Here is a 20819-nt window from a genome sequence, read left to right as displayed (position 1 = left end):
ATTCTGGCTCTTGTTGAAAACATAATGAAGTTACGAATAAGTTTGATTTTTGATAAATTTGGACATCAACTTTTGTATACCCACCTTTTTTATATTTTGGAGCACAAAAACTCATAATGTCTTTCATATTAACATACAACCTATCTGTGTAAATCTATAGTTTCCAACGAAAATCAGTATAGCACAGGAAATCTAAATTCTATAAAGAAAAACAGAAATTCGAAATATGAAAAGAAATTACACATCCGATAATGAAAATTGAATTCTATTTTCATAGGAATTGCTCCTCTCCCAAAATCGTATCTGTTTCAAATTTCCATGGTCAGTTTAATGGAAGAAGTTCCGAATGAATTATATTCCTGAAAAGATCATAAAATGGAGCAGAAGCTTTGCCAGAATTTAGAATTGGAAAAGAAGCATGTTGTCCAGAATATTCACTGGCAACAGACTTGTTTCTGCGTGAATTATGATGATTTTTCCGATCCTTTGCTCGAATCTCTTCATATCTAAGTGTATGAGCTGATAATTCCTTAATATGAGACAGAATAGCTACCATAGCTTCCGCTCCCGACAGTGTCCAGCTGCAGCCACGGGTTTTCATTCGGATGGCAATGGTTTTTCCTACATTTGACTCCATACAACCCAGGCTGGACAAGTTTTGATAAGGTAATCCTCGTGCCGACAATGGCAATATTTCGTCTTGATGGTTCTTCAGGTAATCGAAGCAACGATTTTTGGCTTTTCTTTTGGAAGCTGAACCCTTATCCTTTAATGTTTGAAGTTCCTGCGAGATGGCATTGAATCCGTCTTGATACAAGGTTTTCAAAGTATCGGATACATCGATTTCTTGTCCATAAGCTGCTCGCAATACATCGTTGATGTGAAATGGATCCAATACACGTTCCATACGCTTGACTCCAACCAAATCAAAACTTGAACCGACCCAGTTACCGCCATCACCACCGACTGCCAGCAGACTGACGCTTCCCAGGTCATATTTCGAATAGATCTTTTCTCGTATCATCTCCTGCCACTTTTCTGTGGTGATATTCATTGCCATCATCATCAGCTTATTCTGCAATCGATAGCGGTATGGACCATTCCTCAAAAAGTAGACAATAAAATGGAAATTGATAAAATGGACAAAGGAGGAAAAAATGGTCCAACCGAAATACGATGAAGATTATAAGAAAAGTATTGTTAGCCTGCATCATAACGGGAAATCAGCAGCCCAACTTCACAAAGAATATGGAATATCGATAAGTGCAATCTGTAAATGGGTAAAAGCATATTCTGAGGTAAAGATAGATGATCAAACCATAATGACCGCTAAACAGATCAAAGCCTCACAAAAGCGGAATGCAGAATTAGAAGAGGAGAATCTGATCTTAAAAAAAGCGATTGCCATATTCACGCCACAATTCAGTAGAGAATGATGGCTGTCAGGAAACTTCGATATCAACATGCAATCACGACGTTATGTCGGGTTCTCGGTGTAAACCGCAGCAGTTATTACAAGCATTATCAATCGAAGCCATCAGCGAGATCTATTGAGAATCAAGAGATACGTTCAAAGATATTGGTTCTCTATTCTGCAGCAAAAAAGCGTCTGGGAGCTCGAAAAATGCAACAACGCTTGAGCGTTGAATATGGCATAAAAATAAGTCTGGGACGGATTTATCGACTCATGAAAGCAATGGATCAAGAATCGAACAAATCTGGTTTTTAAGTATGACAACAAGTTGTTTGCATTAGTGTAGTTGTCATACTGTCCAATAATGAAATATGAATGGGTACAAATCTCACCCGGATTTATTACTTTTAACGAAGATGTCAATACCTTAAATGTTCCGTCTTTTCCTGGCTCACCAGCGTGTTCTGCACTTGTTTTGCTGATGAGAATTTTATATTTATCAATATATTCAACTCCTTTGCTAATGATGCTTCGTTGAATATATGAAGTTCCATTACTTGCATATAAAGTTAAATCAGTAGACGATGATTTTGCCGAATTACCACGATAATCTGTTGATAATCCAAATGGCATTAATGGGCTAATAAGAATATCAAGAGAAGTTTTATCAATGTTACGGATTTTGTGAATTATGGATACTGCTTCATTGTATCTGACAAGCACCGAAAACTCATTCAGAGGCCGGACCAAGACATTTGTTTGACCACTATTAATATTAGTAAATTCACAATCACCTATAACGTCTCTTTCGCGTAAGAAATAGCATACTCCTCCACTAATACTATTTTGTGGAAAACAATCTTTTGCATTTGCGAAATCAACGATCTTTGAAATATGCCTGTCTTGCATCATTGAATCACGAAAATTATCCAAACCCATTCCACCTGCGAACCATCTTGAGGGAATAATCATTGATAAAAATCGAGGATTCAGTTTTTTTGCTTGTTCTACGAACAAATTGTATATGGGTTTTGCTTGTCTCCCCGCACCACCAGTATCAAGTTGATATGGCGGATTTCCAATAATGACATCAAATTTCATTTTGAATATCTCCTCCGGTCGGGTAGTGTGAATCAGTTCGTAGGCATGGGTTTCAAGAGTCACATCCCGGTCATATTGGCTTTGGCTCGCGCCACAGAAAACACACCGACCATCTTTCCACTGGTGCTGTATGCGTTTATACCGAATGTTGCCCTGGGCGTCATCGAACGCTGTCACCGAATAGATGCTGTTGGGGTATTTGCTGCAGTATACGCTGCGCCGCGAAAGCAGACTGGTCAGCTCGGTAATGGCGATGCCGTACAACTGATGCTGAAAGATATGATCGACGCGCAGCTGCAAGTCGGGGATCTGCGGCTCCAGCCCTTTCAGCAGTCGTTTGGCGATCTCACGCAAGAAAATGCCGGATTTGCAGGCCGGGTCGAGAAATCTGGTTTGGGGGCTTTGGAACAGTTCCTGCGGCAGCAGATCCAACATCTGGTTGGCAATTTCCGGCGGTGTAAAGACCTCGTCGTTGGACAGGTTAGCCAGACAGGACAGTACATCCGGGTTGTAAATTCCGCTGTAAAAATCATCCGCCATGATCCTGCACCCTCCTGTAATGGGTAATATATTGCCTTAGAAATTCCCCTTCGCCATCCGGCTGGTCTGCCGCTTCTTCAGCAAACAGCGATTGCTGTACCGCATTCCGGGCTTTTGGCGGCTTGCCTCTGTTGAAGATGTCTTTCCCTTGCTCCGGACCTTGCAGCAGCTTGTCCAGAGTGTAGTCTTTGCGCTGGAGGTTTGCACCGGTCACAAAAGCCCATTCTGAAAAGACAATGGGTTCGTTGATGTCATTGCCATTGGCATCCACTTTTTTGAGGCTGAGCGCGTTGCCGCATATGATATTGCGGCTGAAAATAAAGCGCACCGCTTCGCGGCAGTCCTCATTGACTTCTTTCTTTAATACCGATCGGTATTCCTTGTCCCAGATTTCAAACATGCGTTCTCGGCAGGCATCCACGTTATCCTGCAGGATGTCGATTCCATAAATGCTGGTTGCGGCAAGCACGGCGTTCTTCTCATAATCCATGGGGCTTTTTCGATACTTTTTTTTGACGACTGCCAGTTTTCGACGCAAGATTTCAGCAAGAAAATTTCCATCGCCGCAAGCCGGTTCAAGAAAGCGGCTGTCGATGCGTTCGGTTTCCTGCTTGACCAGATCCAGCATGGCGTTGACTTCCCGTTCGGCAGTGAATACCTCTCCATGATCTGTCACACGCTGTTTTGTTTTTACTTGTTTGACCATAAAATCCCGGTAATTCAAAATATGGAGAGAATAGCAAATTTTCTCTCTGTATTCGAAAAGTCAATCGAATTTTTCAAATTGCTGATAAAAACCGCAATCTGCTGTTCTATTTTCTTTTCCATCCATCAGTGATATCGGCATAAGTGGAATGGTATGATTCCCAAATGCCGAAGTCTCTGATTTTTCGCTTTCGCGTTAATTTTAAGCGAAAGCGTAGTATATCCGGAAAATCTTCTTTTCGATTGACAATCTTTTATGAGCCGACAGCAATTCGAAATTTGGAAAAGTCTTTTGAAAAAAGAGGGGAAGTTGGTTGTTGCGTTGTTTTTGTGCGGAGCACAAAAATAACATTACAATCAATCATCCTCCTTATATTTCGAATTGTTGTCCGATGAGCCAGGAGCAATGATCCATTATGACGGGATTTTATGATCTCTCGTGATGCTTCCTTCCATAATCATAGGTGAGGAAAAGAAAACTGTCAACGATATTTAACCTCATATTTATATGAATTTCGTCATCATTTGAAAGGAAAAACGAGTGCAAACTTCTTACGATATTCCCGTTTTTCTCCGCCCTCGCCAAACAACCATTCAAAAATTGGAAAAGCCTTTTGAGAAAAAAAAGAGAAAATTTATTGTTGTGTTGTTTTTGCGCTGAGCGCAAAAACAACACAACAATAAATAATTCCTCTCATTTTTTGAATCGCTGATATTTTGAAATACTGGTTGTATAATGGGAAAAGATCGGAAAGGTTGACAGATTATGACGATAATCATTGATGGACATATTGATCTGGCTTTTGAGTCTTTATCAGAAAAAAGGGATTATACACGACCGGTTGCAGAAATCCGCCATGGCGAACCGGATAACCTGGATAATCAGGCAACTGTCGGATGGCCGGAACTGCAAAAAGGGGAAATCGGGATCATTTTCAGCACGATATTTCTGAATCCGCCTGATCAGCAAACCGGTGAAATGACTGCCGGAACATCCTATCGTTCAGCGGATGAATGCCATGCATCCGTATCGACGCAGCTTGATTTTTATCATCGCTGGCAAGATCAGTATCCGGACAAATTCCAGATGATTCTGAATCAATCCGATCTTAAGAAACACATGCAGCGATGGGAAAAACAACCGGTTCAATTCCCAAAACAGACCCATCCGGTCGGCCTGATCATCCTTTGGGAAGGAGCAGAGGGACTGCGCTCTTTTCAGGATCTCGATGAATACTATGAACGGGGCATGCGGATCATCGGTCCCGTATGGGGCGGTGGACGCTGGTGCGGCTGCGGGAGTGATTCAAAAGAAATATCATTCACCGCAGAGGGAAGAGAATTGATGCAGGTGATGGCAGAAAAAGGATTTGCGTTGGATATTGCGCATATGAATACGCGCAGTGCAAATGAAGCACTGGATCGTTATGAAGGGGTGATTCTTGCCAGCCACTGCAATTGCAGCGCACTTCTCAAAGATTTTCCTACGGAAAGACATCTGACCGATGAAACGATCGCGCATCTGATCGAACGCGACAGCGTGATGGGCGTTCTGCCTTTCAACGGATTTCTGGATACGTATTGGAAAAGCGGAGATCCGCGCAGTAAAGTAACGCTGGCAACCGTAGCCAACCATATCGACCATATCTGCCAGATTGCCGGGGACTCAAAACATGCCGCCATCGGATCGGATTCCGATGGGGGATTCGGATTTCCAAACATTCCGGAAGAGATGAACGATATCCAGGATCTGCAAAAACTCGAAGCGATTCTTTTAAATCGGGGGTACGCTCCTGAAGATGTCCTGAATATATTTCATCGCAACTGGCTTCGTCTATTGGAAAGGATTTTAAAATGAAAGATTTACAGAATCCTCTGCCGTTGGAAAACGGGAATGCTTCCCGGCACTCAACCAAGCGGCTGCGTGCCGGTTTGATCACCACGTTAGCCGGTTATGCAGCGCTGATCATGGGAGCCAGGCCTTCTGTTTTTGGCATGGATCGCAGTCCCGTGATCGGCTTTGTCCAAACCGCATTCTTCATTATCGGCATTGGCATTATCTGCATTGGCGGATATATTACGCTGATGAGCTTCTGGCCAAAAAACCATGTGTCATTGACTGCGGATTTCGGGCTTCGATTGGTTGGAACCGGTTTTGTTATCGCCGTGTTTACGGGCATGGCAGATGTCTTTGGATTTGGATCACACCAACTCCCCAGCGTACCGTTTTTTGGGCCGCTGCAAGCATCCGGCGTGGTTTCTGGCGAAGGGGTCATTGCCATCGGGTTGATTATGATGATCTCATCCTCGGTTCACCTGGCAGAAGGAAAAAATAAAAAGCCGAAAAAAGGATAATCGGTTTTCTCAGCTTCTCGAGCAAGCGTATTATTCATAAAGCGAAATTTTCACAGATCGTTTACCCAAACAAACCGCCGAACGAATTTATTTTTCCGGCGCGTAAAGTTCCAAATTGGAAAAACTGACTGTCAACGGTGAGTATCCTTCTGAATGAGCAAAGAGGCCAAAACCACCTTCAGCCAGTACGGTATCGTTGGTCTCAAACAGAAACACTTTGTTAATATAGAATTTCAGTGTGCTGCCTCTTGCCAAAATCCCGATATTCATTTTCTGAGGAGCTCCAGGGCGAACCTGTCCATTGACAGCCCAATCGTTTAAGGGAAGCAATTCTCCCTTATATCGCCTTTCGAGTTTCGTTTGTCCGAGACAATTGATCTGCCAGCGATAATAATTATCCGAATTGCCAACCCGAAATAGAAATCCGTATGAATCCTCATGATAGGAACAAAGCGACAGCTTCACATCAAGACTCAGATAAAAATCAGCCTGATATGGAAGCTGTGCATAAGAGGTGATGGAACTTTCGCCGTTTTGAATTGCCAGTGTCAATTCATGGTTTGCCATGACGGCATTTCCCTGATCCGAACGAAATGTCTGCCAGGTCCCCTCGTCAGAAAAGGAATCCTGCAATAAAAGATCGCCGATTTTTGGAAAAGTGCTTATCGTCACATATCGCGTCGGGGTATTTAACGGACGCGGGGTTTCCGTTGGAGGGAACCAGACAATTTCTTCCGTCGGTGCTGCCGGAGGTAAAATCGCAGTGCCAGTAGGTTCAGCGGTCTCACTGGGCGTTATCATGGATTGAATCTGAATTCCGCCGCATCCGGAACAAATAAAAACACACAACAAGATAGATGAAATACGCAGAAGAAATGACCTTGAAGCAGCCATCCGAAATATCAACCGACTTTTCGAATCAATCAAGAATATTTGTTGTTGTGCAGTTTTTGTGTTTCGCGCAAAAATTGCACAACAACAAGTCATCCGCTCCATAATTCGAACCACTGACCTTGGATGCACGCTTTTATCCCTTCATATGAGCAACGGTAACGCCTTCTCCGCCTTCTTTGTCCTGTCCGGTTTCAATATATTTGACATGCGGTGATTCATGCAGTATACCGCGAGTCACTTGTCGAAGTTTTCCGGTTCCTTTGCCGTGAATAATACGCACAAAAGGAAGCCCGGACAATGCAGCATCATCCAGATACTTATCCAGAATATCAGTGATCTCCTCAGCGGTCTTTCCTCTCAGATCGATCTCCACGCCCGGAGAGGGATGATACAGCGGCTTTGATGCTGAACCCTCTGAATTTTTCCGAAGGGAGTCCTCCGGCTGTCGTACTGGAACAGCTGGGGGTTCCTCTGGTTCCGTTTCAAATTTTCGAAACAGATCACGGATCGGTACTCTCATGCGCAGTGCACCCAGCAGAATTTCGGCTTCTTCTTTATCGATTGCCGTAATGACTGCAAGCGAATCGGTACCTAATGAACGGACGCGTACTTTTTCCCCGATTTTCAACGGTTCCAGTTCAATATTTTCCAATTGTTTTCTTAATTTCGATGAAAACTTCAGCCCGATGTTTTTAACAGACTGCTCGTTTTGTTTCACATCGGTTTCCAGGGGTTTGATTGTCTCCAAAGGCAGTTTTGCCCGAGAATATTCTTTTCGCAGCCTGGAAATATCCGCTCTTACCGTTTGCAGCTCTTTTTCTGCTTCTGCATGCGCTTCGCTAAGAATCTTTTCCCGCTCCTGTTCAATTTCGTTCAGTCTTTTCTGCAGTTCACGCTGACTGTTTTCCGCAATACTGCGCATACGATCCGCCTGAGAGCGGGCTTTTCGCGCTGCGTCATGCTGCCGGTGAATTTCATCCAGCAAATTTTCAGTTTTCAGTTCTTCCGGATCGATTGTGCTGCGGGCAGCTTCTAAAATTTCAGCCGGTAAGCCTAACTTTTCCGCGATCAGCAATGCATTGGACCGTCCGGGCAGACCAATGCTGAGACGATAAGTCGGATGCAGTGTTTTCAGATTGAATTCCATGGAAGCATTCACGATTCCTTCTGTCGCATGAGCAAATGCTTTCAGCTCAGAAAAATGTGTTGCCACAAAACATGGAATCCTTTTTTGGACGAGGTATTGCAAAATCGCTCTGGCCAACGCTGATCCTTCCTGCGGATCCGTACCAGAACCCAATTCGTCCAACAGAACCAGTGTTTTTGTCGAAGAGAATTTTAGTATCCGGATAATATTGGTCATATGTCCGGAGAAGGTCGAAAGAGATTGCTCAATCGACTGCTCATCGCCGATATCGGCAAAAATATTCTGGAAAAGGCTGAGTTCCGAGCCGGATTGGACAGGAATATGCAACCCGGATTGAGCCATTAAGAACATCAGACCAATTGTTTTTAATGAAACAGTCTTCCCGCCTGTATTGGGACCTGTGATGACAACTGCAAACGTGGAATCATCCAATACGACATCAATCGGGACGACTTTATCAGCAGGGAGCAGCGGATGCCGTGCATGATACAGCTTCATGACCGGATTATGCGTCTTTTTATCCGGGGGAGACAGAATCGGCTCAGCCGCATGAAGATCGTCCGCATATTTGGCACACATCAGCGTAAAATCAATTTCAGCCAGCGCTTCAACGATCCACTTCAATGGTTCTGCGAAGTCTCCCACAAGGACAGTCAATTCGTGCAAAATTCGTAAGATTTCATTTCGTTCCGATAATTGCAATTCTTGATAAGCATTATTGAGCTCAATCGTAACTAATGGCTCCACAAATAAAGTCGCGCCGCTGGCAGATTGATCGTGAATGATCGATTTGAGTTGTCCTTTGTACTCCGCTTTCAGCGGAATGACATATCTGCCGTTGCGCTGGGTGATAATCGCTTCCTGCAACATCGGTTGATAGCGTGTTTCTTTTAATATTTTTTCCAGTTTTGCTAATAATTTGCTGTAGGAGTTGCGAATTTCTCTGCGGATCAGCGTCAACCGCTCTGACGCGCTATCCAATACTTCGCCCCGATCCGTTATGGATTGATTGATCCGTTCAATCAACCCGGATGGCGGAATTAAAACCTCAGCAATTTTCGCCAATTTGGGATATTCGGATTGATGGTGACTTAACGACCGATAGATATCCCGTGCAATCGAGAGCGTGTAAGCGATTTCCGAGAAAGCCTTTGCGTCCAGTGTCCCGCTTTTTGCTGCAATTTCCAGATAGGGCCGCAAATCCGTACATCCACCCAGTTGCAGACCGTCATTGACACTGAGCAGATGGCGCGCTTCTGTTGTCAGGCTCAATTTATACTGAACGAGATCTTGATCTTCAAACGGGTGAAGCTGACGGGCAATCTCTTCCGATGCGCTGAACGATGCATATTTTGCCAGCCGGTTGATAACCTGCGGATATTCCAGCATTAATAAAGTTTTATTATCCAAGATTCACATCCCAAACCAGGATTTATCCTGCAATTGTTCCGATTAAAGTCCAGGGACCTGTCCATGAAATTTTGACCGGGATGATTTTTCCTGTCAGATCATCCTGGCTTTCGACAAAGACAAGATCCATGTTTTCAGTCCGACCGACCCAGCGATTTTTCTTTTTCTCTTCAAAAAGGACCGGAAGTGTTTGATCCAATAGTTTTTGATGAATTTCTGCAGCGATGCCCTCCTGCAGTTTTTCGATGACACGAAAACGACGCCATTTTTCTGAATCGGGGACATCATCCACCATGGTTCGTTCCGATAATGTTCCTGTTCGCGGAGAATAGCGGGCAAGATGGACAACGTTCAATTTCAGATCGCGAAGCTGAGACACCGTGTCTTCAAATTGTTCTTCGGTTTCTCCGGGGAATCCAACAATAATATCAGTTCCGATGGAAACTCCCGGGATTTTTTCCCGAATTTTCGCGATCAATGCGCGATAAGCTGCATCCGTATATCCACGATGCATGTTCTGAAGAACAACATCATTTCCTGCCTGTGCCGGCACTTCAATATGGCGCATCACTTTCGGCAATCTGTTGACAACATCCAAAAGATCGTCGGTCATCCAGTTAGGGTGACTGGTTAAAAAGCGAATCCGCTCGATCCCGTCAATTTCGTGAATTTGTTCTAAAAGTTGTGCCAGTGTCGGATAATCCGGGCGATCCTTTGCATATCGATCGATAATCTGTCCTAATAAGGTCACTTCTTTCACACCCTGTCGGGCTAATGACCTTGCATGATCGAGAATTTCCTGCGGATCCCGGCTGCGCTCGACACCCCGTTTATATGGAATGATGCAGTAAGCACAAGCATGAGAACAACCATAAACAATCGGTATATAAGCGCTGACCGGATTCCGGCGTTCCGATTCCGGCAGAAGCAGTTCTCCACTCTCCCATGTGAACTGCCGCACAAATGGATTCTCATTCTGATCGTGTTCCTGTAATTCTTTTTCTAACAAATAATCAATAATTGGTTTCGGATCGGAAGGTGGTGCAAAAACATCTACATAAGGTAATTTTTTTCGAATGACCGATTGATCTTTTGTACCAACCATACAGCCCATCAAACCGATGATTAAATCTGGCCGTTCGATTTTTAACGGTTTCAATGAACTAAGCCGTCCCAATGCTTTATCTTCCGCACTTTGACGAACCATGCAAGTGTTTAAAATAATCACATCCGCGTTTTCAATTGCTTCCGATGCTGTATAGCCAAGTTGTTCAAATGCCGATGCCAGGCGCTGCGAATCAGCAACATTCATCTGACATCCTTCTGTCCAAATGTAATATTTCATCGATACCTTTTTCTGAAATTATCGTTTTTTCTCAATGACCCAAAAATGAGACAAACCGAAAATCTTTAATGGTGTTTTCTCAAGCGTCTGGAGGAAAGATCTGAGCATACGTCCAAATCCGCCAGTCTTTTGAATGATATTGTCATAAGCGCCAAACACAATGGTCTTTTTGATTAATTTTACCGGTAAACCCTGGAACAGTTTTTCGAGATCTTTTCCAGTATAAATATCTACGTGCGGCGCCAGCTTATCGCGCAGTTTTCTCGGCAGGTAATTGACAAATAATTTATTGCCGAAATGATAGGTTCCCTTCCAATAGATGCCGTGCGTTTCAAATGGATAACCGCGATTGGGGCAGAACAAAGTCAGCCGCCCTCCCGGCTTCAGACAGCGAATCATCTCTTCCACGCACTGCCTGTCATCATCGACATGCTCAATTACTTCATGACTCAGAATTAAATCAAACGTGTCGGAAGCAAACGGTAAGTTTTCTCCACAGCTATTGGCTGTAGAAATTCGATCACTGTTTCTGTTGCGCATGGCAATTTTGACACGATCGTATTCAATTTCAATACCTGCTGCAAAGGATGCTTCATCAGCAATTCTGAACAAATAGGATCCAACGCCACAGCCATCTTCTAAAACGATACCTTTAATCCGATCTTCAGCAGCTTCTTTCACCATGGCAAAACGGCGTTTCTGCCCATCCCGCCATACATAAGATGGTTCACCGCGATCCGCTGCCTGATCCGAATGCCATTGTTCCTTTTTGCCTTTTGCCAACTTATACCTTCTTATTATTTTTTTTGGGTAACCAGGCTAATACTCTCGTCCCGCCGCCCGGATTGGATTTTAATTCAATATTTCCGTCCATGTTTTTCGTTCGCGAATACATGTTGGAAATTCCATGACTGGTTGCTTTTCGTTCGGTTGAAGGATCAAATCCTGCTCCATCATCATCAACCTCTAAAATATAACGATCCGCCATTTCGTAAAAACTGATGTCCACTTTGGTTGCATGCGCATGTTTTGTAATATTGGATAACGCCTCTTTGCATATCAGATAAAACGTATTGACGTGTTCTTCTGAAAGGTTGTTAATGTCTTCAATAACCGGATGAAATTCTGTGTTAACCAGGGTATTGGAATGAAAATCATTTGCCAGTCTGCGTAAACTTTGGATAAGGTTTTCATTCGTCAGTCGCGCCGGTTTCAAGTTCATAATATAGGAACGAATATCCCGAATCGTTGCATTTAGAGCATCAATTGCGATTTTAATCTTCTCTGTCGTCTGTTCCGGATTTTGATTAACCAGCAGACGCGCATGTTCCAGCGTCAAGCCCACGCCATAAATGGATTGGATTACGCCATCGTGTAAATCCATTCCGATTCTCTCGCGTTCCTCTAAGATGGCGATGCGTTTTTGCTGTTTTGTCAGACGGAGATCCTGGATCAGTGTCGCAATCCAGCTCGCTATCGATGAAATGAACTGAAGATTGATGGATCCTTCAGAACCCTTGACCAGTTTTGTCGCAAGACACATGACACCCAACACGCCATCATTAGAAATCAAAGGAACGCAAACCGCGTAATTCAGGCTGACCGATGTCGCTTTTTTTTGGTTGATAATTTCGAGTTCCTCTTGAGAGAGAATGTAATTACGCCTGGTTTCGGCTGTGATGCCAATAATTCCTTCACCGAATGGGACGGTCGAGAAGCCAAACAGGCTCGTTGCCAGTGTGTGTCCTTCTTTATAAACCATTTGGAACAAATCTGGATTTTCATCATCTCGCAGAAAAAACTCCCCTACGTCGATATCCAGATAACCCATTACCTGCTGCATCGTTTCTTCAACGATCGTTTCTTGCTGGGTAATTGAAGTTGCAAATAGCTTCGCCAGTTCATTTAATAAAGCCAGATCTTCATTGCGTTTGGAAAGGATCTGTTCTCGGCTGATCATCCATTCATTGATAACGGCATTATTAATAGCAATTCCTGCATATACAGCGATGGTTTCAACCAGTGACAGGTCTTGCGCGCTAAAATGAGCTGCTCCAATCTTATTGGCAAGAATAATACATCCTTTTTTTTCACCACTAAAAAAGATCGGCACATATAGTAATGAATTGAAATACAGATGTTTCTCAGTCAGAAATTCTTCAATTTTTGGGAAATCGCGAATTTTTGTGGTGTTTATGGGTTGATCTGATGTTATGCTTCCCAGAAAATGCTCAATGCCAGACTCAGATGCATTAATAAAATCGAGTTCTACCGGTGTAAATCCAGAAATATAATATCGGGTATATTCCTGTTTGGAATTTAAGATTCCGCATACGCAATAACAAGCGCTGCTGAATGAGGATGCTTTCAGCGCAATTTTATGCAGCAATGATTCAACAGAGTTTTCCTGGAGTAATTCAAGGCATTCCTGAAAGAATTTGTTGATACGCGTATACGCTTCGATAAATTCAGCCTGTTTCATATCCTAACAATTTTACCAAAGAAGAACGTTCCAATCATCTGCGCCACTAATTCGAAATAGAGGAATTAGGAGAAACGAATAAAAATTGTCGACAAATATGAAAGATTTTTACCTTACCGAATGATGTTATATATGAAATTATTTGATTACAAGTCCAGCGAAATGGATGAAACCTGTCGTAGGGGCAAAGCAATCTCCTGCCACACGTGAGAATAGATTGCTTCGTCGGGCTAACACCCTCCTCGCAATGACAGATTAATCCATGAATGATTCATCATATAAATCTTTGGCGCAAAGCCATAAGACCAACAATGAATTCTTTTCATATTTCGAATTAACAGGGGTATTATCAGCAATTCGATATAGGAACCAACCTTCCGAATCAATTGAGAAAACCTAATGTTATGTTGTTTTTTGCACGGAGCGCACAAACAACACAGCACTAATGATTTCTCATATATTTCGAATTACCGGGGGTATTATGCGGTGACCGTTTTTTTCCACTATAATAGGATTATGAAAAATAATAATCAAAAAGCATAAGGAAACACCATGGCAAAAGACTTTGATTTGCAAAACAACAGTTTCACAATTCGTGATATCACCGATGTCACGCCAACCCAAAGAATCGCCATGTTAATCGATGGAGATAATGCACAGCCAGCCCTGATTGATAAAATTCTTGCTGAGACAACAAAATATGGAATGATAACCATCCGACGGATCTATGGGGACTGGACTGCTTCCAACATGGGCGGCTGGAAAGATGTCCTTCAGACACATGCCATCCAACCGATCCAACAATTTCGTTATACAGTCGGCAAAAATGCAACAGACAGCGCGATGATCATTGATGCAATGGATATCTTTTATTCTGGAACCGTGGACGCCTTTTGTATTGTCTCCAGCGACAGCGATTACACCCGATTGGCAACCAGAATCCGCGAGCAAGGAATTTTTGTCCTGGGGGTAGGGAAAAAGACGACACCGCGTGCATTCGTCAATGCATGCGATCAGTTCGTTTATACCGAAAACCTTATTCCGAAAGAACCGCTGAAAAGCATTAACAATGTTGTTACTCACAAAAGAAAAACAAAAACAGTTGAACCCGCATCATCCATCCTGCCGGATACAGATAATAGTTCACCAGATCCGCTGCCTTTATTAAGGAGCGCATTTGATCTTGCTGTTCGTGATAATGGCTGGGCATTTTTGGGGACGTTGGGGCATCACCTGCAACAGTTGGATCCGGGGTTTGATTCCCGAACATTCGGCTTTAAACGGCTCTCTCTCATGATCCAGGCGTATCCGGATGATATTGAGACAAAAGAGGTAAAAGGAGCAGATGGAACCTCTGTAATCTACGCTCGGATGAAGAGTTAGAAAGGACTTCCTTTTGAAATTCAATCAAATTTCCCAACTGATTCATAAGAATAACCTCCAAAAAGCAGTTTTCCTGATAGAGCGCCAGACAGAACTCTGGATGTGGAAAACCGGATTGGGAAAAATCATGAACAGTATTCCGAAATACATTGGGAATTCTCTGGTTCTAACCTTCATGGAAAATCATCAAATGATTCCATTGAAATATCAGGAGATTTCCGGTGAGATGATTGTAATCGTGGAGAAAGAAGAAGACATTCGGAGCACTGAAGTTCTTTTATCAAATTCTGCCATTCAAGTCTGGATGAAGAATGGCTGGTACAGCGGCAATGCCCTGATTGTAACCGGTGAGAAACGGGATTTGCTGCTTTCCTCGATCACAACTGAAAAAATGTTTGGTAAATTCGGCAGCCGCCATGTACAACAAAATCCGCATAAATGGCAGGTGCTTTCCATTCAAAGAAATTCTGCTTGCACTGGTGAAAAAGGACCTGGACAATACAGCTGGCTTTGGGCAGCATCAACCGTTTTCTTTTTCTTTGCCTGGCTGCGCAGAAAATTGAAATAATTTCAACAATTCATTCTTCCAATGGATCAAATCGCTGAAATCCACCGAGAATTCGTGTTTCAAAATCCCTTTCAAATTTCGAAAAGTGGTTCTGTTACTTATTCCATTTTTTTATTCATCATATTAATGTAAATTTAAATTCTTCTTTTTTCAGTGCGATTAGAATTGAAGAAAAGGAAAAAATATGGAATTCTATAATAATCCAATCTATTTACCCGAAAATCAACCAGGCAAAAAACCGCAAAAGAAATCAAACTTTTGGACCATTCTCCTCGCTGCAATAATCGGTGGTTTGATCGGTGCAGCCGCACTGGGAGTGTTTCTTTTCTCTTCTTTTTCCCGGCAGAATCAATCCGCTCCTGTTTCTGATGAAACAATACAAGCGATCCAAAACGATATCAGCGATTTGAAGGCTGATTTGAAGAAGGTTTCAGAAAATCCTGCTGAAGTTGTTACTTCTTATTCAAATGTTGAATCGGAAATCATCGATGTGGTTGACAAAGTTGGACCTGCCGTAGTAACCATCACAGCGAACATTCAGAGTACAGCTATGTCATGGTTTGGATATCGCTATAATCAAACCAGCACAAGTATGGGCAGCGGTGTCATTATCAGTAAGGACGGATATATCTTGACAAATAATCATGTCGTTTCTGAGGCGACAGAGCTCTCAGTAGAACTGGCGGATGGGACAACGCTGCCAGGTAAATTGATCAGCTCAGATGAATTCGCTGACCTGGCTGTCATTAAGGTCGAAGGAACAATGCCTGGTGTAGCGAAACTCGGCAATTCTGATCGGCTAAAATCCGGAGAAACGGTCATTGCCATCGGATCCCCTTTAGGCAATTTCAAAAATACAGTCACGGTAGGTGTAATCAGTGCAACCGGACGATTTTTGGAAACAGAAAACGGGTATCAAATGGAAAACTTGATTCAAACGGATGCAGCGATCAACCAGGGTAATTCCGGAGGTCCGCTGGTCAATCTATCAGGAGAAGTGATCGGAATTAATGTGATGATTGTCAGAGGATCCAGTTCAACATCGACCTATGCTGAGGGGCTCGGTTTCGCCATTCCCTCCACAACGGTAAAACTGATTTCTGAGCAAATCATCGCCAAAGGATCTTTCAGCAGGCCCTATTTGGGTATTCGTTGGGCAGATGTCACACCAAGAATGGCAGCCAATTATCGATTGCCGGTTGATCACGGCATTTATATCATGGAAGTCATTCGGGGAGGTCCTGCAGATCGTGGTGGCTTGAAAGAAAACGATATTATTACGAAGATCGGTGATTACGCAATTGGCGAACAAAGTTCCTTTTACAACTGTCTGTTCAAATACGGCCCGAATGAAACGGTTGCAATCGAAGTGAACCGCAATGGCAAACAACAAATCTTATCAGTCACATTAGGTGGAGATGAATCCAGCCTCTGAGAACCACAAATTCAAGAACCATCAATCCGATATGATTTCTTCAGCGTACCTGCAGCGGTTGACGCTACTGACTGCCGTGGAAGGTCTTGTTGTCCTCATGATTACTTTTATGAAGCCTTCCGAACCCGACGCAGCAAAATTGCTGGGATTCTCTTATGAAAGACTGATCCTGGGTGCAATTACACTGGTCGTCGTTTTGCTGTTTTTGTCAGCACATCAGTCCCTGAGAAAAAAGCCTGATACCGATCCTTTTATAAAAGACTATCAGCGTTTTCTGCATACAGGAGACCATGTTTTTTTTGTTTTAATCGGTTGCATCGCAGGAGTGCTTCTTTCAATTTGGTCATTTGTGTTTTCCTGGCTGTTCATTCCCGCCAATCTCAGGCCGCAGATTCTATGGCTTGGGATATTTTTCCTTCAAGCCACAGTCCTTCTTTTACGATATGAGTCACAATCGATTCGAGGTGGCGAATTCTTAAAAAAATATCGATTGCTGCCGCGCTTTGCTGACTTATCCAAAAATCAAAAGACCGTACTTTTCGTATTGGTTGCATTTTCCATTCTTTACATACTGATTTTGATTCCATCCAATATAAATGGAACGCAAAGTCCTGAGGCATTTCAGCATTACGGCGGAGATGAAGTGGTCATCTATCCGATATTGATGGATGTGATGAAAGAAGGGGAGACATTCAGTGCAACACTTTACCATCTGTTTATTTACGAAGACTATCATTATGGATATCCGTTTTACGCCTGGTCTGCACTGGTCCTTCTTCCGGTGAAATTGCTCAATAGAGCGAATTTTCCCGATATGATTTCGATCAATTTACCGCTGCTGCGAATTTTTGTTTCAGTCATCCCGGTCATTCTGGCATGTATGATCATTACTTGGTTATTTACGCGTTTCAATCATATTTTATTGAGTCTTGCGGTTTTTGTTTTTCTGTTGCTGACTCCCGGAACGCTTCAAAACAATCAGGGATTTTGGCATCCGGATGGATTGAACTTGTTATTTGTTTGTCTGGTCCTCTATTTTCTGCAGCGAGATCGGCTTCGATTTGGAAGAAATTTTTATCTTGCAGCAGTATGTACCGGACTTTCAATCGGAACACGCCTTTACGGGTTCTTCTTTGTGACGGCTGTTGCCGTATATCTGATAATGGGATTGTCGAAAAAGAACCTTCGATTTCGAACTGCAATTTTCAGGGGATTCATTTTTTTTGTATTGATGTGTGCGACAGTCCTGTTTGTCGATCCATTTTTATTCCGGGCTGATGCAAGAGACAGAATGGTTGAAATTATGCAGGAAAAATCCGGTGAAATGGCCGAAGGTTACGCTGGAGATTATGATCCGCGAAACGACTATCGTCCCGGATGGGATGCCTGGTACCCTGCGTTTGAGGATCATTATACAGAGATGTTCTGCTTTTTCTTTTTGATCGCATCTCTATTATTTGGCTGTTTTTATGGCAAATTTCAGCTTGCTCATCGGATGGAATTCTTCTGGTTTCTTATGATTGGCGGATATCTGATCTTTTTCGTTGCAGTGAAATCGACCCAATATGTACTGCCCGTATTACTTCCGTTGATGGGAACCATTTTCAGCATTCCGCTGGCAATTCAATCTGGGAAAACTCATGCTTTCTTTCAAAAAAAATGGATACAGATAAGTGCCTGGCTTCTGGCTTCCAGTATTTATCTTGCTCAATTGACCATTAATTTTTTCAAGATCCTTCCCAGATTTCGTTGATTTTTATTTTGAAATGATCCACAGTTAATAATTTGAAAAATGGAATTTCTTTTACAAAAGAAAGAGAAATTGATATCGTGTTACTTATGCGCAGAGCGCATAAATAACACAACAACAAATCATTCTTCCCATCTTGCGAATCGCTTATCCACAACTGGAAAACTCGATCATCAAGAGTAAGATTTTCCTAAGATCCGCATTATAAACAAAAAAATCAACAAAACAAGGCCTGTTTTCAACGGTTTTTGTAAATTGTCCACAGGTATTCCTTAATGATCTGGTTGTATATCAACGTTCTTTCAACGTCTTATGAACATTTCTGATCCAATACATCAATAAGGCTTGAATTTTTATGAACCAATTACAGAAGCAACGTGCTTTTATGATCAATGTACTGCCGATCTGATAAAGTTAAGAAATCATCCACATTTTTTCAGCAATTCTTTCCACATATTCAGGAAAATTATCCACCAAATCCTTTTGGGAAAACACAATAAATCAACAAGAGAAATAAAATCTTCAACAAAATACCCACAGATTTTTTCCGGAAAATTGAAGAAAACGGTTATTTCAGCAGTAATTCGAAATATGAAAAGGATTCATAATTGTTCCAATGGTTTTGCGCTTCGTGTAAAACCATTGGAACAATAAATTTTCTTACTCGATTTGAAAAGTCAATCCCATCATCCACAAACAATAAACCAGTAATCCACCATATCTACTTGATTTATATGGATAAATTCTTCATTCCTCCACAATCTATCCACAAAAAAAAACGGATGTCAACAATTTATAAATAAAGGGGAGGATTTCTTATGATTCTTCGAATTATGCAAAAAAACAAACCGGCTTTCACGATTGATTCAAAAAGCTGGCCAATAAGTTGAATTCTTGCATCATCCACAAAGAAGTAACAAGAAATCCACCGAAAAACGATGAAATTTGTTGACGAATGGACCTTTAATCCACATGCTGTCAACAAAAAAAAACGCCGGATCTTAAATTCCGGCGTTTTTTTGTTGATAAATCGTTTACAATCCTGCTGCTTTTCGCAGTGTTTCAGCTTTATTTGTCTTTTCCCAGGTGAAACTATCATCTTCCCGTCCAAAATGACCATAGGAAGCGGTTTTCTGATAAATAGGTCTGCGCAGATTCAAATCACGAATAATCGCACCCGGGCGCAGATCGAAATTAGCATGGATAATTTCTGAGATTTTTTCGTCAGAAATTTTGCCAGTACCAAAAGTTTCAACATTAATACTAATCGGTTTGGATACACCGATTGCATAGGAAAGCTGGATTTCACAACGGTCGGCAATACCTGCCGCCACGATATTCTTGGCAACCCAGCGGGCTGCATAAGCGGCAGAACGATCCACTTTTGTGCAGTCTTTTCCACTGAAGCAACCGCCGCCATGACGTCCCATGCCGCCATACGTATCAACAATGATTTTGCGTCCGGTCAATCCGGAATCACCCTGAGGTCCACCGACAATGAATTCACCGGTCGGATTGACATATACTTTCATATCAGAATCAACCAGTTCTTTGGGAAGAATCGGATCGATGACATATTTTTTAATAGCTGCTTCGATTTCGTCATGTTTATTCCGCATGGAATCAGAATGCTGCGTGCTGATCACAACTGTGTCAATTCTGCGCGGTTTACCATAAGCATATTCAACTGTCACTTGACTTTTTCCATCCGGATAAACCCAGGGAAGAACTCCCGACTTTCGAACCTCAGTCAATTTCTCAGCAAGCCGATGTGCCAGAAAGATTGGCAACGGCAACAATACATCTGTTTCGTTGCAAGCATATCCGAACATCATTCCCTGATCACCCGCACCGACATCCTCTGTTCCGGATCCATTTAATTCGCCTTTTTTTGCTTCGAGCGATTTGTCCACACCCAGTGCAATATCAGGGGACTGCGTTGAAATCGCTGAGATGATCCCGCAAGTATGTCCATCAAAACATTTTTCACTGCTGTCATAACCAATACTTAATACGATCTTGCGGACCAACTCATCAAAATTGACAAAAGCTTTTGTGGTTATTTCGCCAAAAACCATGACATAACCGGTTTTAGTGGCAGTTTCACAAGCCACACGCGAAAATGGATCTTGTGCCAGGCAAGCATCCAGCACTGCATCGCTGATCTGATCACACATCTTATCCGGATGACCTTCTGTGACAGATTCCGATGTGAACAGAAATTTCGGTGAATTCATAAACGTTGACATATTTTCTCCTTCATAATAAAAACCCCCTTTGAAATCAAGGG

16 protein-coding genes and 1 pseudogene are annotated in these 20819 nt (G+C 42.6%); 8 read left to right on the top strand and 9 right to left on the bottom strand.

Annotated features, from left to right (window positions below):
• Positions 1-322: 322 nt before the first annotated feature.
• Positions 323-1081 (bottom strand): UPF0236 family transposase-like protein, encoded by a 759-nt coding sequence (locus tag ATC1_RS02350; RefSeq protein WP_269079287.1) that lies wholly within the window; start codon positions 1079-1081, stop codon positions 323-325.
• A 76-nt stretch (positions 1082-1157) separates the two neighbouring features.
• Between ATC1_RS02350 and ATC1_RS02345 the strand changes: the two genes are divergently transcribed.
• Positions 1158-1436, top strand: a complete 279-nt coding sequence (locus tag ATC1_RS02345; RefSeq protein ID WP_062278017.1) for an IS3 family transposase — start codon at positions 1158-1160, stop codon at positions 1434-1436.
• Positions 1433-1642, top strand: a pseudogene (locus ATC1_RS15135) (IS3-like element ISSag5 family transposase); the annotation flags it as partial. The gene ATC1_RS02345 and the pseudogene ATC1_RS15135, both read left to right, overlap by 4 nt.
• Here the strand turns inward: ATC1_RS15135 and ATC1_RS02340 are convergent.
• Both ATC1_RS02340 and ATC1_RS02335 read right to left on the bottom strand, forming a co-directional pair.
• Positions 1571-2950 (bottom strand): Eco57I restriction-modification methylase domain-containing protein, encoded by a 1380-nt coding sequence (locus tag ATC1_RS02340; protein ID WP_407920567.1) that lies wholly within the window; start codon positions 2948-2950, stop codon positions 1571-1573. The pseudogene ATC1_RS15135 and the gene ATC1_RS02340 overlap by 72 nt on opposite strands.
• A 94-nt stretch (positions 2951-3044) precedes the next feature.
• On the bottom strand, positions 3045-3761 hold the full coding sequence (locus tag ATC1_RS02335; RefSeq protein ID WP_062278010.1) for a hypothetical protein: 717 nt from the start codon (positions 3759-3761) through the stop codon (positions 3045-3047).
• Positions 3762-4526: 765 nt separating this feature from the next.
• Here ATC1_RS02335 and ATC1_RS02325 point away from each other — a divergent pair.
• Both ATC1_RS02325 and ATC1_RS02320 read left to right on the top strand, forming a co-directional pair.
• Complete coding sequence (locus tag ATC1_RS02325; RefSeq protein ID WP_062278004.1) at positions 4527-5618, top strand: dipeptidase; 1092 nt, start codon at positions 4527-4529, stop codon at positions 5616-5618.
• Positions 5615-6115, top strand: coding sequence for a hypothetical protein (locus ATC1_RS02320; protein ID WP_062278001.1), 501 nt, complete (start codon positions 5615-5617; stop codon positions 6113-6115). The genes ATC1_RS02325 and ATC1_RS02320 overlap by 4 nt, the downstream gene beginning before the upstream one ends.
• Before the next feature lie 87 nt (positions 6116-6202).
• Here ATC1_RS02320 and ATC1_RS02315 read toward each other — a convergent pair whose 3' ends face one another.
• The 5 genes from ATC1_RS02315 to ATC1_RS02295 all read right to left on the bottom strand — a co-directional run bounded on the left by ATC1_RS02315 (position 6203) and on the right by ATC1_RS02295 (position 13393).
• The gene (locus tag ATC1_RS02315; protein WP_152024204.1) at positions 6203-7009 is read right to left on the bottom strand and encodes a hypothetical protein; all 807 of its coding nucleotides are present in this window, start codon (positions 7007-7009) and stop codon (positions 6203-6205) included.
• Between the two features lie 133 nt (positions 7010-7142).
• Positions 7143-9566: an endonuclease MutS2 gene (locus ATC1_RS02310; RefSeq protein ID WP_152024203.1), complete on the bottom strand. Its 2424-nt coding sequence runs from the start codon at positions 9564-9566 to the stop codon at positions 7143-7145.
• A 22-nt stretch (positions 9567-9588) separates the two neighbouring features.
• Complete coding sequence (gene miaB / locus ATC1_RS02305) at positions 9589-10911, bottom strand: tRNA (N6-isopentenyl adenosine(37)-C2)-methylthiotransferase MiaB (protein WP_062277992.1); 1323 nt, start codon at positions 10909-10911, stop codon at positions 9589-9591.
• Between the two features lie 18 nt (positions 10912-10929).
• Complete coding sequence (locus ATC1_RS02300) at positions 10930-11694, bottom strand: class I SAM-dependent methyltransferase (protein WP_062277989.1); 765 nt, start codon at positions 11692-11694, stop codon at positions 10930-10932.
• Position 11695: 1 nt separating this feature from the next.
• Positions 11696-13393 (bottom strand): GAF domain-containing sensor histidine kinase, encoded by a 1698-nt coding sequence (locus tag ATC1_RS02295; protein ID WP_062277986.1) that lies wholly within the window; start codon positions 13391-13393, stop codon positions 11696-11698.
• Positions 13394-13945: 552 nt separating this feature from the next.
• Between ATC1_RS02295 and ATC1_RS02290 the strand changes: the two genes are divergently transcribed.
• From ATC1_RS02290 to ATC1_RS02275, 4 genes are all read left to right on the top strand, one after another.
• Complete coding sequence (locus tag ATC1_RS02290) at positions 13946-14776, top strand: NYN domain-containing protein (protein ID WP_082174622.1); 831 nt, start codon at positions 13946-13948, stop codon at positions 14774-14776.
• 13 nt (positions 14777-14789) lie between these two features.
• Positions 14790-15344 carry a hypothetical protein gene (locus tag ATC1_RS02285; protein WP_062277984.1) on the top strand — a complete coding sequence of 185 codons (555 nt, stop codon included), beginning with the start codon at positions 14790-14792 and terminating at the stop codon, positions 15342-15344.
• Positions 15345-15528: 184 nt separating this feature from the next.
• Positions 15529-16779 carry a trypsin-like peptidase domain-containing protein gene (locus ATC1_RS02280; protein ID WP_062277982.1) on the top strand — a complete coding sequence of 417 codons (1251 nt, stop codon included), beginning with the start codon at positions 15529-15531 and terminating at the stop codon, positions 16777-16779.
• Positions 16763-18532, top strand: a complete 1770-nt coding sequence (locus ATC1_RS02275) for a hypothetical protein (protein ID WP_062277980.1) — start codon at positions 16763-16765, stop codon at positions 18530-18532. The genes ATC1_RS02280 and ATC1_RS02275 overlap by 17 nt, the downstream gene beginning before the upstream one ends.
• A 1031-nt stretch (positions 18533-19563) precedes the next feature.
• Here the strand turns inward: ATC1_RS02275 and metK are convergent.
• Complete coding sequence (gene metK / locus ATC1_RS02265; RefSeq protein ID WP_082174621.1) at positions 19564-20778, bottom strand: methionine adenosyltransferase; 1215 nt, start codon at positions 20776-20778, stop codon at positions 19564-19566.
• Between the last annotated feature and the right edge of the window lie 41 nt (positions 20779-20819).

The sequence above is a fragment of the Flexilinea flocculi genome (genome assembly GCF_001192795.1).
Taxonomy (GTDB): Bacteria; Chloroflexota; Anaerolineae; order Anaerolineales; family Anaerolineaceae; genus Flexilinea; species Flexilinea flocculi.
The sequence above is the reverse complement of the archived record's forward strand: the minus strand, read 5'-3'. Positions and strand labels throughout refer to the sequence as shown.